This window comes from Terrabacter sp. RAF57 (genome assembly GCF_052113925.1).
Lineage (GTDB): Bacteria > Actinomycetota > Actinomycetes > Actinomycetales > Dermatophilaceae > Terrabacter.
On the sequence record NZ_JBFRDT010000001.1, the window covers coordinates 172,477 to 186,385 of the forward strand.

The following is a 13,909-nucleotide window of genomic DNA, read 5'->3' on the forward strand; positions in this document are numbered from 1 at the left end:
ACGGCCTCACGACAGCGGTCCGAGGTGCTTGAGCGCCTCGCGTCGCGACAGGCCGGACAGGTCGGGGTGGGCGGCGACGAACGAGCGCACCCACTGCGGGTCGACGCGGGAGTGGTCGCGCAGCGCCCAGCCGATCGCCTTGCGGCTGAAGAAGTCCGGGTCGTCGATGTTGGGCTCGACGACATCGGTGAGCAACGACTGGTCGAGTCGGTCACGCGCGCCGACCTGGCAGATGATCGCCGCTCGGCGCACCCACAGCGAGTCCGATCCGGCCCAGTCGCGCATTCGCAGCCTCTCGACCGTCGGGTGGGTGAGCACCGTGTCGCGGACGAGGTGGGTCGCGATGTCGTCGACGACGTCCCACCACGCACCGGCCCGGATCAGGCTCTCCCACAAGGGCATCGCGCCGCTGTCGACCCACGCGCGGTAGGGGCGGTGACGCGCGAGGGCGATGGCGGCATACCACTGCTCCCGGTGGGTGGCACCGTCCCACAGGGCCCGGATCGTCGCCTCCCACTGCTCCCGTGACTCCATGGCGAGGCCGGGGTCGCGGAGCAGGGGAGCGAGGGCCGCCTTGAGCTGCGGGGACGTGAGGCCGACGTACGGCATCGCCGACTTCATGTAGCGCTGCTGTCCCGCCGCTCGATCCGGGTCGGCCCGGGCGACGAGAGCGGCCCTCACCTCCGACACGAGGTCGGGGTGCGGGCCGATCGACATGTGACAACCGTAGTCGGCGCCGTCGACGGCTCAGGTCAGCCGTCGAGGACCACGACGTCGAGAGCCGGATCGGTGAGGAGCCGTCCGACGCTGCGTAGCTCACCTTGGTCACCGTGACCCCGCCGAGGCGCAGCGAGCGGCACGTCGGGTTCGGCCGCTGCTCCCGGCCCTTGGTGCCCTGGGGCCCACCACTGCGGTGGACCGTGACCCGGACCCCGGTCTTCGCCTGGTGGTCGGCCCGTCACCGTCTTGACGAGGAGGGGTGCCGGACGGTTGGGTCCCGCTCGTCGTCAGACCGGCCGCACGGCCCGGCCGAGGTAGCCGAAGACCCACGGGCGCATGACCTTCGGCATCGGCGCGTAGGCCCGCTCGATGTCCTCGACGACGAGGCCGGACTCCTCGACGAGCCGGTCGATGGGGCGGGTCAGGTGGCATCCGTCGAAGACCTTCTTCTGCACGGGCTCGATGACGCGCTGCCACCGCTGCACGCCCTCCTCCGGCGCGATGCCGTGCTCGAGGAAGTGGAGCGCGGCGCCGGGGCGCAGGACGCGCCGGACCTCGGCGAGGGCGCGGCCGACGTCGGGGATGGTGCACAGCGTGAACGTCGAGAGGACCGCGTCGGCGCTCGCGTCGGGCAGGCTGAGCCACTGGCCGTCGAGGTCGCCCCGGACGATCGGGATCGGGCTGCGTGCGCGGCGCTGGGCCCCCAGGGCCCACGCGACGTCGGACGGCTCGACGGCGACGACGCGGGTGACCGCAGGGGGGTAGAGCCCGATGTTGAGCCCGCTGCCGAAGCCGAGCTCGACGACCTCGCCGTGGAGGCCTTCGCAGGCCCGCGCACGGAGGGCGCGCACCTTCTCGTCCTCGCCGCCGGCTGCGACGAGCCGCGGAGTGACCTGGGTCGACCAGATGCCCATGCGAGCAGACTAAGGCGGGACTCAGCCGGCGCGCAGGGTGATGACGGGGATCTCGGGCGGCGCGAGCACGCGGACGGGTGGACCCCAGGCGCCGGCGCCGCGGCTCGTCAGGACGGGCACGTCGCCGACCGCGGCGAGCCCGTCGATGACCGGCTGCTGGAGCGGCACGGCATACCGGAAGGGCCACAGCTGGCCGCCGTGCGTGTGGCCGGAGAGCTGGAGGTCGACGCCCGTGCCCGCGGCCGACGGCGGCCTTGGGCTGGTGCGCGGCGAGCAGCGTGAAGGTCGATGCGGGGACGTCGGCGAGGGCTCGGTCGATGTTGGGGGCGTCGGGTCCGCGCCCGGTCTCGTCGTGGATGCCGCCATCCGGATGCTGGCGGATCCCAGTGTGAGCGTGACGTTCTCGCTGCGCAGGACGTCGATGCCCAGGGTCTCCCCGTGGTCCATCCAGGCGTCGGCCTCCTGCGAGATGAACTCGTGGTTGCCGCGGACGGCGAAGACCCCGAGCGGGGCGTCGAGGTCGCCGAGCGGAGCGAGCGCGTCGGCCACCTGGCTGACCGTGCCGTCGATGAGGTCGCCGCCCAGCACGACGACGTCGGGGTGCTGCCCGTTGACCTGGTCGACGACGCGGCGGGTGAAGCCCGCGTCACGGATCGGGCCGACGTGCAGGTCGGTGACGCGGGCGACGCGCAGGCCGTCGAGCCCACCGGGTGCCGCGCGGGTCGATGAGACCGCTCTGGACGGCGAAGGCGGACAGGGTCGCGGCCCAGCCGAGCGCCCGCACGACGGCGGTGGTGCGTCGGGCCGCCGTGGGCCAGCCGGGTGCGACGGCGAGGCGGCGGCGGAGGAAGACCGTGAGCAGCGCGAGGATCGCCGCGACGACGGCGACGAGGAAGGACGACGAGTCGGCTGGCGCGGGTCAGGCGGGGGTGCCGAAGCGGACGGCGTTGCGCTCGCGCGCCTTCTGGCGCTCGATCTCGCGGTCCTTGGGCGGCGCGGTCGTCGTCAGGTGCTCGAGCAGGTGGGCCGTCGCGTGCGCGATCGCCTCGACCGCCTCGTCGAAGGCCGCCTGGTTGGCCTGGCTGGGCTTGGTGCTCCCGCTGACCTTGCGGACGTACTGCAGCGCGGCGGCACGGACCTCATCGCTCGTCGCGGCCGGCTCGAAGTTGTGGAGCTGTCGGATGTTGCGGCACATGCCTCGACTGTATGTCGCGGCACCCACGCAGGGCCCCTCCAGACCGCTTCGTTCGAGGTGATGGCGCTACCCACCTCGGTGTCAGCATCACCTCGATCGGCCGGAGGGCCGGTGAACTCTTCTCGACCAGGGGGTTGCCAAACTGAGAGTTAGTAAACTTTACTAACTCTCGTGACCACCGCACTGCCGCGAGCCCGCCGCGTCTCCCCCCGCACCGCCGTACTGCCTGCGCACGGCCGGCGGCACAACCTCTCGCTCGTGCTGCAGATGCTCTACTCCGTCGGCGCGATGAGCCGGGCCGACCTCGCCCGTCGCCTCGGGATGAGCAAGGTGACCGTCTCCGACCTCGTCTCCGAGCTCATGGACAGCGGCCACGCCGTCGAGCTCGGCCCGTCCGAGGTCGTGCGTCCGGGCAAGCCGGGCACGCTCGTCGACGTCAACCGCACCGGCCTGCAGGCCATCGGCGTCGACCTCGCCGCCCACGAGGTGCTTCGCGCCGCGGTGCTCGACCTCGACGGCAACATCCTCGTCCGCGCCGAGCGCCCGATCGGCGACGACTCCGGCCAGGCCGTCGTCGACACGGTGCTCGACCTCGTCCACGAGGTCATCGGCGCCGCCACCGCGCCCCTTCTCGGCATCGGCGTCGGCACCCCCGGCATCGTCGGCCCGGGCGGCGTCGTCGACACCGCCCCCAACCTCGGCTGGACCGACGTGCCGCTGCGCGACATCGTCGCAGACGCGACCGGCCTGCCCGTCTTCGTCGTCAACGACGCCGACGCGGCGGTCCACGCCGACTACACCCTCGGCGACGGCGGCGACGACCTCGTCCTCGTCAAGATCGGCCGCGGTGTCGGTGGCGGGCTCATCGTCGGCGGCCAGCGGGTGCGCGGTGCGCACTTCGCGTCCGGCGAGATCGGCCACGTCACCGTCGGCACCGACGGCGGTGCGACGTGCCGCTGCGGCAAGGTCGGCTGCCTCGAGACGTGGATCTCGGCGCCCAACCTCGAGAAGGCGCTCGCCGCGGCCCCGGGCGATGACCCGCAGGAGCCGCTGCGCGAGGCCGGCGAGCGGCTCGGCATCGCCCTCGCCCCCGTCGTCGCGGCCCTCGACCTGTCGGAGGTCGTGCTCAGCGGCCCCGAGCACCTGCTCGGCGGGGTCCTGCGCGACGCCGTCGAGGAGACCCTCCGGGCCCGCCTCCTCGCCCGTACGACGACTGACCTCACGGTGCGCCTCGCGCACCGCTCCGACGACATCGTCCTGCGCGGCGCGGCCGTCCTCGTGCTCTGGGACCAGCTCGGCGTCGCCTGACGCCGCGGTCCACCCCGACCCGGCCCGGCGGCATACGCCATCGGTCCACGACACCGCACCACGACACCGCACCACGACACCGCACCACCCCCCGAACTCCCCTCCACAGGGACACCCCTCCACTCGCGTCCAGCGAACAACCGGTCCGCACCGCGGCCCTTCGAAAGGAAGACAAGGAATGAAGAAGACCCTGGGTCTGGCCGTGGCCACGACCACCGCGGCGCTCGTCCTCACCGCGTGCGGTGGGGGTGCCACCGGCTCGACCACCGACCCCTCCGCGGGCGCGTCGGGCAACGCCGGCAAGACGATCACCCTCTGGCTCGCCGGCACCGACACCCCGAAGGAGCTGCGCACCTACCTGCAGGACACCTTCAAGAGCAAGACCGGCGCCACCCTCAAGATCGAGGAGCAGAGCTGGGGCGACCTCGTCACGAAGCTGACGACGTCGCTGCCCGACCCGAAGAACACCCCCGACGTCACCGAGATCGGCAACACGCAGAGCCCGACCTTCACCAACGTCGGCGCCTTCAGCGACGTCTCCGACCTCTACCCGGAGCTCGGCGGCAGCAAGCTGCTGCAGTCGTTCGTCGACGTCGGCAGCGTCGACGGCAAGCAGTACGCGCTGCCCTACTACTTCGGCTCGCGCTACATGTTCGCGCGCAAGGACCTCTGGAAGGAGGCCGGTGTCGCCGCGCCGAAGACCCTCGACGAGTTCAACGCCGCCGTCAAGACGATCACCGCCAAGAACCCCCGCACCATCAAGAACTTCTCCGGCTTCTTCCTCGGCGGCCAGGACTGGCGCAACGGCATCTCGTGGATCTTCGCCAACGGCGGCGAGCTCGCGAAGCAGGAGGACGGCCAGTGGGTCTCGACGCTCGCGGACCCCAACACGGTCAAGGGTCTGACCCAGCTGCAGGATCTCTACAGGAACGCGTCCAAGGCCCCGGCCGATGCCAAGGACCAGACCCCGTGGCTCTACGTCAACGACGCCGACGAGATCCTCGACGAGTCCGGCAACGTCACCGGCAAGACGTCGCTCGCCGCCGCGACGATCATGGCTCCCGGCTGGGCGCACTGGTCGATCGGCGACCTCAAGGACAAGGACGGCAAGAAGGTCCGCGAGTGGAACGACGCGAAGTTCAGCGCCTTCGTGCTCCCGGGCAACGACGGCAAGCCCGCCCCGGTCTTCGCCGGTGGCTCGAACATCGCCATCTCCAAGGCCAGCCAGAACCAGGCCCTGTCCAAGGAGCTGCTCAAGATCATCTTCTCCGCGGACTACCAGAAGAAGCTCGGCGGTGCCGGTCTCGGTCCGGCCAACACCGACTACGTCAGCTCCCTCGGCGACGACCAGTTCGCCAAGGCGCTCATCGACTCCGCGACGAACTCCAAGCTGACGCCTGCGGCCCCGGGCTGGGCCACCGTCGAGTCGAAGATGGTCATGGAGGAGTTCTTCTCCAAGATCCGGGACGCCTCGGACCTCACGGCCCTGGCCCAGGAGTACGACGCGAAGATCACGCCGCTGCTCAACCTCAAGTGACCTGACCCTCGCGTGACACCACGTCCGGCGGTCGGGAGATCCCTCCACCCGACCGCCGGCCGTCAGGTTCGAAAGGCCCGCCCATGACCTCCACGGCGACCGCTCCCCCCGAGACCGCCCCCGTGCCGGAGCCCACGGCTCCCGCCCGCCCCGCCCGACGGCATACGCCCGTCTGGCTCGTGCTCCCCTCTCTCGTCCTGCTCGTCGCCGCCCTCGGCTACCCCGTCGGGTGGCAGGTCGTCACGAGCTTCCAGCACTTCGGGATGATGCAGCAGTTCGGCCAGCCGCCCGAGTGGGTGGGCCTCGCGAACTACGCGTCCCTCGTGACCGACCCGGAGCTCTGGGTCATCGTCGGGCGCTCCATCGCCTTCTGCCTCGTGTGCGCCCTGTCGACGGTGGCGATCGGCCTCGGCCTCGCCCTGCTCATGGGCGCGGTCAGCCGCGCCGCCCGCCTCGTGCTCCAGGTCGCACTGCTGCTCGCCTGGGCCATGCCCGTCGTCGCCTCGATGACGGTGTGGACGTGGATCGTCAACTGGCGAAACGGCCTGCTCAACTGGGCGCTCGAGCGCGTCGGCGTCGACGCCCAGGGCCACAACTGGCTCGTCGAGCCGCTCTCGTTCCTCGTCGTCGCGGCCGTCATCGTCGTCTGGATGAGCGTGCCCTTCGTCGCCCTGTCGATCTACGCCGGCCTGACCCAGCTCTCCCCGGAGGTGCTCGAGGCGGCCGAGATCGACGGCGCCGGTGGCTGGAAACGCCTGCGGCACATCATCCTTCCCCTCGTGGCGCCCGTCATCTCGATCGTCCTGCTGCTCCAGCTCATCTGGGACCTGCGGGTCTTCACGCAGATCAAGCTGCTCCAGGACGCCGGTGGCGTGGCCAACGAGACCCACCTGCTCGGCACGTACATCTACCAGCTCGGCACGGGCGCCGGGGACTTCGGGATGGCCAGCGCCGTCTCGATCCTCATGCTCCTGCTCACCGTCGCCGTCAGCTGGTACTACGTCCGCTCGCTCATGAAGGAGGAGTCGTGAGCCGCATCCTCGGCCCCGCCAGCTCCCGTCACTCGACCCGCGGCTCGACGCGGCGCTCGGTCCTCACGGTCGTCGCCGTCATCGTCGCCCTCGTCTGGGCGTTCCCCGTCTACTGGATGGTCAACTCCGCCTTCCTCGACAAGGTGACGCTTCAGTCGAGCACCCCGACCTTCCTGCCCTTCGGCGGCTCGTTCGACAACTTCGCCACCGTCTTCGGTGACGCGGGATTCATTCGCGCACTGGGGATCTCGCTCGCCGTCACCCTCGTCACCGTCGCCGCCGCGATCGTCATCGCCTTCCTCGGCGCCCTCGCGATCAGCCGCTTCCGCTTCCGGGGCCGGCGCTCGTTCATCCTCGCCCTGCTGCTCATCCAGATGCTTCCGGCAGAGGGCCTCTTCATCGCGCAGTACAAGATGATGAGCTCGGTCGGGCTGCTCAACAACGTGCTCGGGCTCGCGCTGCTCTACACCGCTGCCGTCGTGCCCTTCACCGTGTGGATGCTCCGCGGCTTCGTCGCGGGCGTGCCGGTCGAGCTCGAGGAGGCGGCCATGGTCGACGGGCTCTCGCGCACCCAGGCCTTCCTGCGGATCACGTTCCCGCTGCTGGCTCCCGGGCTCGTCGCGTCGGGCGTCTACGCGTTCCTCCAGGCGTGGAACGAGTTCACCGTGGCCCTGGTCGTCATGACCGAGGAGCAGTCGCGCACCCTGCCGCTGTGGCTCCGTGGCTTCGTCCAGGCGAGTGCGACCCGCGAGACCGACTGGGGCCAGGTCATGGCCGCGTCGACCGTCGTCGCCGTGCCGGTCATCATCTTCTTCCTCGTCGTCCAGGGGCGCATGAGCAACGGCCTCGTCGGCGGGGCGGTGAAGGGCTGAGATGCACACCTCACGAGAGGCGCTGCGGCGCCTCACCGTCGGCACGCTCATGCCCGGATTCGTCGGCACCACCGTCCCCGCGTGGATCGAGCGGGAGTATGCCGCCGGGCTGGCCTCCGTCTGTCTCTACGGCGCGAACGTCGTGGACCCCGACCAGCTGGCCCAGCTGTGTGGGTCGCTGCGGTCGGTGGCGCCGGACGTCATCGTCGCGGTCGACGAGGAGGGCGGTGACGTGACGCGGCTGCACTACCCGACGGGGTCGACGCAGCCCGGCAACGCGTTGCTCGGTCGCCTCGACGACACCGCGCTGACGCGGGACTCCGCCGCGGCCATCGGGCGCGAGCTCGCGGCATACGGCATCAACCTCGACCTCGCGCCCGTCGTCGACGTCAACTCCGCCGACGAGAACCCCGTCATCGGGGTCCGCAGCTTCGGCGCCGAGGCGGCCCACGTCGCGCGGCACTCGGCCGCCTACGTCGATGGTGTGCAGTCGGTCGGGGTCGCCGCGTGCGCCAAGCACTTCCCGGGCCACGGCGACACCGTGACGGACTCGCACCACGCGCTGCCGCGGGTGCATGCCGAGGCGCACGTGCTCGACGCGCGAGAGCTCGAGCCGTTCCGTGCGGCGATCGAGGCGCGGGTCGCATGCATCATGACCTCGCACGTCGTCGTCAGCGCCATCGACGCCGAACGTCCGGCGACCTTCTCGCCCGTCGTCCTCGGCGACGTGCTGCGCGACCGGCTCGGCTTCGAGGGGGTCATCGTCTCCGACGCCCTCGACATGGCCGGGGCCTCGGCCGAGACAGGCATCCCCGAGGCCGCGGTGCGCGCCCTCGTCGCGGGGTGCGACCTGCTCTGTGTCGGGTCCGAGACGACGGAGGACTGCTACCTCGCCGTCGTCGAGGCGGTCGTGCGGGCGGCGGAGTCGGGTCGGCTGCCTGTCGAGCGACTCGAGGAGGCGGCGGCGCGGGTCGTCCTGCTGTCCCAGGGCTTCGCGGTCGGCGGCCCGGATGTGCACGGCAGAACCGCCGACGTGGTGGGGCCCGCTCGGGCCAGCGGCGCGCTCGTCGGCGGCTTCGAGGTCGGGGACGCGGTGCGCACGTGGCTCGACGCCCCGGGCGAGGCCGTCATCGTGCAGGTGGCCTCCGACCCGAACCTCGCCGTCGGGCGGGTTGCCTGGGGGCCGACGGCCGCCGGGCTGACGACACCCGAGGGCGACGTGCCCGAGGGCGCCAGGGTCGCCGTGGCCGGCCGCGGGCTCGCCGCGGGGCACCCGCTCTGGGAGGTCGCCGATCGCCTTCGTGCACAGGGACATCCGACGATCGTCGTCGACTGCGGCTGGCCTCGCGGCGGCGCGGACCTCGTGACCTTCGGGGGCTCCGTCGTCGTCGCCCAGGCCCTCGGCCGCTACCTCGGGGTGCCGGAGCGATGACGGCCGAGCCGCGGCTCGGTATCGACATCGGCGGGACGAAGACGGCTGTGGTCCTCGTGGCCGACGGCTCGGTGCGGGCGATGTGCTCGGCACCGTCCGGACGCGGCGCGTCAGGGGTCGTCGACGTTGCCGTGCGCCTCGCCCGCAAGGTCCTCGCTGACGAGGCTCGGGGTGCCGGGGGTGCCGGGGGTGCCGGGGGTGCCGCGGACGTCGTGTCGGTGGGTGCGTGCATGCCCGGGCTCGTCGACCCCGTGAGCGGGGTCGCCCGGCACGCCGTCAACCTCGAGGTCGAGTCGCTCGACCTCGCCGGTGAGCTGTCCGTACGCCTCGGCGTTCCGGTCGCGGTCGAGAACGACGTCAAGGCCGCCGCCCTCGGTGCCTGGCGGCTGCGCGCGCCATGGGCCGAGGGGTCGACGGCTGCCGACACCGGTCCCGGTGGTCATGGTGGTCCTGGTGGTCTGGCACTCGCGTACCTCAACCTCGGGACGGGGCTCGCCTCGGCCGTCGTGCGCGACGGCGTCGTGGTCCGCGGGATCGACGGGGCGGCAGGCGAGATCGGACACCTGCCGGTCGGCGGGGACGCCCCGTGCACGTGTGGTCAGGTCGGCTGCCTCGAGACCGTGGCCTCGGGCTCGGCGCTCGCCCGTCTCTGGCCGGTGGCCGGGCGTCGGGCCACGAACCCGTTCGCGGCCGCCGCTGCCGGCGACGCCCTCGCGGCCGCCGCCGTCGACGTGCTCTGCACGGGGGTGGGGCTGGCGGTCCAGCTGCTCGCTCTCGCCTCCGGGGCCGAACGCGTCGTCGTGGGTGGCGGCCTCGCCGGGTTGGGGGCCCCGCTCCTCGACGGGATCCGCGCTGACCTCGAACAGCGCGCACGCAGCTCACGGATGATCGACGCCCTCGGCCTGCCCGAGAGGGTCGAGCTGTTGCCTGCCGACGTGCCCGTGGCGGCCCTCGGCGCCGCATGGCTGTCCGCACCGGACCTTTCCCGCGCCCCGCGGCTGGCCTCCGTCGGCTCCCCGGTCGGGCTCGCAGCCGTCACCGTGCCCGGTGAGAGGGTGGGGTGATGGAGGTCCTCGTCCTGCCCACGCCCGCCGACGTCGCCCGCCGGGCGGCCGAGGTCGTCATCGACGGCCTCGGGGCCGCACGCCGCGACGAGCCAGTCCTCGGGCTCGCGACCGGGTCGTCGCCCCTGGGGCTCTACGCGGAGCTCGCGCGGGCCGTGGCGACCGGTCGTCTCGACCTGCGCGGCGCCCGTGGCTTCGCGCTCGACGAGTACGTCGGCCTGCCCGCCGGTCACCCCCAGTCGTACCGCGAGGTGCTGCTCCGCGAGGTCTGCGGGCCCCTGGGGCTGTCGCCCGACCGGCTCCAGGTGCCCGACGGCTCCGGCCATGACGAGGACGAGCTCGTCGCCGGTGCCTCGGAGTACGAGCGACTCATCCGTGTTGCGGGTGGGGTCGACGTGCAGATCCTCGGCATCGGTGCCAACGGTCACCTCGGCTTCAACGAGCCCGGCTCGGCGCTCTCGTCGCGAACGCGCGTCAAGCGGCTGTCCGACCGCACGCGCCACGACAACGCACGCTTCTTCGACGGGATCACGGACGTGCCGACCCATTGCGTCACCCAGGGACTCGGCACCGTCCTCGACGCGCGACGCCTCGTGCTCGTCGCCTCCGGACCCGGCAAGGCCGCGGCCGTGGCGGCCGCGCTCGAGGGTCCGCTGTCGGCCTCGTGCCCGGCCTCGGTGCTCCAGTGGCACGCCGACGCGACCGCGCTGCTCGACGAGGCTGCCGCCTCGATGCTGCGCAACCGGGACTACTACGACGCCTCGGCCGCCGGGCTCTGAGCCTGTCCGCGCGACCGCGGCGGACGGCATACCCCATGGTCGGGCGTGTCGCGACGGGCTGTGGACAACGCACAGGGGTGAGGAACTTGTTCTCCACAGCCCGTGGACAGCCATTTGTGCAGGTCACCGAGCACGACGTGATGTGACCGGCGCCACATGCCCACAGTTGTTCACACACGTTGTCCACACCTGTTGACGGCGTGTCGGGGATGTCCGTCCACCGGTTGTCCACAGGGGGATGAGGCCGAGGGGCGGCTGAGGTTGTTGTCCGTGGAGCCCCGCACCTACGGTGGGGCGGGTGCTCCTCGGGAAGGGCGCGCGACGGGCTGGGTAGGTCTCGTCGGCGCCGTCCTGCCTGGCGCTGTCAGCGCAACGCTGTCTACTGGTGTGGACCGAGTTGCACCGATGTCATTCATTACTCAGGGGAAGGGGAGCACGTGTCGCTCGCTGAGCTGAGCACGAGCGCGTTCGCGTCGTCGTCGACCCGTGACGGAGGCCCCCCGGACGACCGTCTCCCGCCGCAGGACGTCGGGGCCGAGCAGTCCGTCCTCGGCGGCATGCTCCTGTCCAAGGACGCGATCGCCGACTGCGTCGAGCAGCTCAAGGGCACCGACTTCTACCGTCCCGCCCACGAGCTCATCTACGACGCCGTCCTCGACCTCTACGGTCGCGGCGAGCCCGCCGACGCCATCACCGTCAGCGATGAGCTGACCAAGCGCGGCGACCTCGGGCGCGTCGGCGGCCAGGCCTACCTCCACCAGCTCATCGCCTCGGTGCCCACCGCGGCCAACGCCGGCTACTACGCCCAGATCGTCGCGGAGCGCGCCGTGCTGCGCCGCCTCGTCGAGGCCGGCACCCGCATCGTCCAGCTCGGCTACGCCCAGGGTGGCGGCGACGTCGAGGACATCGTCAACGCGGCGCAGGCGGAGGTCTACGCCGTGGCCGACAAGCGCGGCGGCGAGGACTACCACGCCATCGGCGACATCATCGAGGCCACGGTCGACGAGATCGAGGTCGCGTCGGGCCGTTCCGGTGAGATGACCGGTGTGCCAACGGGATTCACCGACTTCGACGCCCTGACCAACGGCCTGCACCCCGGACAGATGATCGTCATCGCCGCCAGACCGGCGATGGGCAAGGCGCTCGCCCTCGACACGCCTCTCCCGACACCCGCCGGGTGGACGACGATGGGCGAGGTCGCCGTCGGTGACTTTGTCATCGGTTCGGACGGCCGTCCCACTCGCGTCGTGGCGGCCACCGAGGTCATGGTCGACCGCCCCTGCTACGAGGTGGAGTTCTCGGACGGCTCGGTGTTGGTCGCCGACGAGCAGCACCAGTGGTTGACGCACTCGCGCGCCGAGCGGCGTGGCCAGGGTGTGGGGTCGGTGCGCACCACCGGAGAGATTGCGCTCTCTGTGCGCACGACCACGGCCGAGGCGAGGCTCAACCACTCCATCGCGAACGCGGGCGCCCTTCAGCTCGAGAGCCAGTCGCTGCCTGTCCCGCCCTATGTCCTCGGTGCCTGGCTCGGAGACGGCACGAGTGCCGGGGCTTCGATCACCACGGCGGACCCCGAGCTGGTGATGCGACTCGAGGCCGAGGGTCTCGTCGTCAAGCCCCTCGCGGCCCGGATGCGCTACTCCTTGTCCCTGCCCGACGAGCCCGTCGCCGCCCGGACGTGTGTCGTCTGCGGCGAAGAGTTCGTCCCGCGGACTTCTCAGGTCAAGACCTGCGGAAGGTCGTGTGGAGGTCGCGCGAAGGGTCTCGGTGCACCCAGTGCCCACCCCTCGTGCCCCGACTGCGGCCAGCCCTCATCCGGCCTCCGCAGGTGCCAGGTCTGTCGCGACGAGCACGGAACGGTGACCGCGTTGCTGCGCGGTCTCGGCGTCCTGGGCGACAAGCACGTCCCGCAGGCGTACCTGCGCGCCAGCGAGGCCCAGCGTCGCGATCTGCTGGCCGGTCTGCTCGACACCGACGGCACCGTGACCAATGCCGGCTGTGTGCAGTTCACCGTGACGAACCGCGTCCTGGCCGAGGGCGTTCGTGAGCTCGTCGTCAGCCTGGGCTACCGGTGCACCATCGCGACGCGTGCGGTCAAGGGCCGCTCGGTCGAGTCGTCCACGGCCTACAACGTCAACTTCACGTGTGACGACGACGTGTTCTGGCTTCCTCGGAAGGCGCTCCTGCACAAGGAGCTTCGACGCAAGACGCTCACCCGCCGGTCGTCGCGGTTCATCACCGACGTGCGTCGCATCGCGTCGGTCCCGGTTCGTTGCATCGAGGTGGCGGCGGATGACCACCTGTACCTCGCCGGCGAGTCGATGATCCCGACGCACAACTCGACCATCGGACTCGACATCGTCCGGTCTGCTGCGATCAAGCACAAGATGGCTGCCGTCGTCTTCTCGCTCGAGATGAGCCGCACCGAGATCACCATGCGTCTGCTCTCGGCCGAGGCCGGCATCCAGCTGCAGCACATGCGCAAGGGCACGATGCGCGAGGAGGACTGGACCCGCCTCGCCTCCACCATGGGCCGTGTCTCCGATGCGCCGCTCTTCATCGACGACTCGCCCAACATGTCGCTCATGGAGATCCGCGCCAAGTGCCGCCGGCTCAAGCAGCGCGAGAACCTCAAGCTCGTCGTCATCGACTACCTCCAGCTCATGAGCTCGGGCAAGCGCGTCGAGTCACGCCAGCAGGAGGTCTCGGAGTTCTCCCGTGCCCTCAAGCTGCTCGCCAAGGAGCTCGAGGTGCCGGTCATCGCGATCTCGCAGCTGAACCGTGGTCCCGAGCAGCGCACCGACAAGAAGCCCGCGATGAGCGACCTTCGCGAGTCGGGATCGATCGAGCAGGATGCCGACATGGTGATCCTGCTCCACCGAGAAGCCGCCTACGAGAAGGACTCTCCGCGAGAGGGCGAGGCCGACCTCATCGTGGCCAAGCACCGAAACGGCCCCACCGACACGATCGTCGTCGCGTTCCAGGGCCACTTCAGCCGCTTCACCAACATGGCCAACAACTTCTGACCCGGATCCCTTGGCAGCACAGGTCGCTCGA

Annotated in this window: 12 protein-coding genes; 8 read left to right on the plus strand and 4 right to left on the minus strand. The window is 71.3% G+C overall.

Features of this window, described 5'->3' with window-relative positions; genetic code table 11:
* Positions 1 to 6 precede the first annotated feature (6 nt).
* The 4 genes from AB4Y83_RS00760 to AB4Y83_RS00775 form a co-directional block, all read right to left on the minus strand.
* Entirely contained in the window at positions 7 to 717 is a 711-nt protein-coding gene (locus tag AB4Y83_RS00760) for a DNA alkylation repair protein (protein WP_442295720.1), read from the minus strand.
* Positions 718 to 1,007: 290 nt separating this feature from the next.
* Positions 1,008 to 1,634, minus strand: a complete 627-nt coding sequence (locus AB4Y83_RS00765) for a class I SAM-dependent methyltransferase (protein WP_442274526.1) — start codon at positions 1,632 to 1,634, stop codon at positions 1,008 to 1,010.
* Positions 1,635 to 1,655: 21 nt separating this feature from the next.
* On the minus strand, positions 1,656 to 2,327 hold the full coding sequence (locus AB4Y83_RS00770) for a metallophosphoesterase (protein ID WP_442295874.1): 672 nt from the start codon (positions 2,325 to 2,327) through the stop codon (positions 1,656 to 1,658).
* A gap of 226 nt (positions 2,328 to 2,553) precedes the next feature.
* Positions 2,554 to 2,829: a DUF2277 domain-containing protein gene (locus tag AB4Y83_RS00775; RefSeq protein WP_056823265.1), complete on the minus strand. Its 276-nt coding sequence runs from the start codon at positions 2,827 to 2,829 to the stop codon at positions 2,554 to 2,556.
* Between the two features lie 171 nt (positions 2,830 to 3,000).
* Here AB4Y83_RS00775 and AB4Y83_RS00780 point away from each other — a divergent pair, with 171 nt between their 5' ends.
* From AB4Y83_RS00780 to dnaB, 8 genes are all read left to right on the plus strand, one after another.
* On the plus strand, positions 3,001 to 4,137 hold the full coding sequence (locus AB4Y83_RS00780; RefSeq protein WP_200961823.1) for an ROK family transcriptional regulator: 1,137 nt from the start codon (positions 3,001 to 3,003) through the stop codon (positions 4,135 to 4,137).
* A gap of 178 nt (positions 4,138 to 4,315) precedes the next feature.
* Entirely contained in the window at positions 4,316 to 5,674 is a 1,359-nt protein-coding gene (locus tag AB4Y83_RS00785; protein ID WP_442274527.1) for an extracellular solute-binding protein, read from the plus strand.
* Positions 5,675 to 5,757: 83 nt separating this feature from the next.
* The gene (locus AB4Y83_RS00790; protein ID WP_442295721.1) at positions 5,758 to 6,705 is read left to right on the plus strand and encodes a carbohydrate ABC transporter permease; all 948 of its coding nucleotides are present in this window, start codon (positions 5,758 to 5,760) and stop codon (positions 6,703 to 6,705) included.
* The gene (locus AB4Y83_RS00795) at positions 6,702 to 7,577 is read left to right on the plus strand and encodes a carbohydrate ABC transporter permease (RefSeq protein ID WP_442295722.1); all 876 of its coding nucleotides are present in this window, start codon (positions 6,702 to 6,704) and stop codon (positions 7,575 to 7,577) included. Before AB4Y83_RS00790 ends, AB4Y83_RS00795 begins: the two co-directional genes overlap by 4 nt.
* A gap of 1 nt (position 7,578) precedes the next feature.
* On the plus strand, positions 7,579 to 9,009 hold the full coding sequence (gene nagZ / locus AB4Y83_RS00800) for a beta-N-acetylhexosaminidase (protein ID WP_442295723.1): 1,431 nt from the start codon (positions 7,579 to 7,581) through the stop codon (positions 9,007 to 9,009).
* Positions 9,006 to 10,073 carry an ROK family protein gene (locus tag AB4Y83_RS00805; RefSeq protein WP_442295724.1) on the plus strand — a complete coding sequence of 356 codons (1,068 nt, stop codon included), beginning with the start codon at positions 9,006 to 9,008 and terminating at the stop codon, positions 10,071 to 10,073. The genes nagZ and AB4Y83_RS00805 overlap by 4 nt, the downstream gene beginning before the upstream one ends.
* Entirely contained in the window at positions 10,073 to 10,852 is a 780-nt protein-coding gene (locus AB4Y83_RS00810) for a glucosamine-6-phosphate deaminase (protein WP_442274532.1), read from the plus strand. The genes AB4Y83_RS00805 and AB4Y83_RS00810 overlap by 1 nt, the downstream gene beginning before the upstream one ends.
* 437 nt (positions 10,853 to 11,289) lie before the next feature.
* Entirely contained in the window at positions 11,290 to 13,878 is a 2,589-nt protein-coding gene (gene dnaB / locus AB4Y83_RS00815; RefSeq protein ID WP_442295725.1) for a replicative DNA helicase, read from the plus strand.
* Positions 13,879 to 13,909 lie beyond the last annotated feature (31 nt).

What these genes read in the sequence shown, in the direction of transcription:
- AB4Y83_RS00790 (WP_442295721.1), top strand. Translation starts at nt 5,758, where the DNA reads ATGACCTCCACGGCGACCGCTCCCCCCGAGACCGCCCCCGTGCCGGAG.
- AB4Y83_RS00785 (WP_442274527.1), top strand. Translation starts at nt 4,316, where the DNA reads ATGAAGAAGACCCTGGGTCTGGCCGTGGCCACGACCACCGCGGCGCTC.
- AB4Y83_RS00775 (WP_056823265.1), bottom strand. Translation starts at nt 2,829, where the DNA reads ATGTGCCGCAACATCCGACAGCTCCACAACTTCGAGCCGGCCGCGACG.
- AB4Y83_RS00805 (WP_442295724.1), top strand. Translation starts at nt 9,006, where the DNA reads ATGACGGCCGAGCCGCGGCTCGGTATCGACATCGGCGGGACGAAGACG.
- AB4Y83_RS00810 (WP_442274532.1), top strand. Translation starts at nt 10,073, where the DNA reads ATGGAGGTCCTCGTCCTGCCCACGCCCGCCGACGTCGCCCGCCGGGCG.
- AB4Y83_RS00760 (WP_442295720.1), bottom strand. Translation starts at nt 717, where the DNA reads ATGTCGATCGGCCCGCACCCCGACCTCGTGTCGGAGGTGAGGGCCGCT.
- AB4Y83_RS00765 (WP_442274526.1), bottom strand. Translation starts at nt 1,634, where the DNA reads ATGGGCATCTGGTCGACCCAGGTCACTCCGCGGCTCGTCGCAGCCGGC.
- nagZ (WP_442295723.1), top strand. Translation starts at nt 7,579, where the DNA reads ATGCACACCTCACGAGAGGCGCTGCGGCGCCTCACCGTCGGCACGCTC.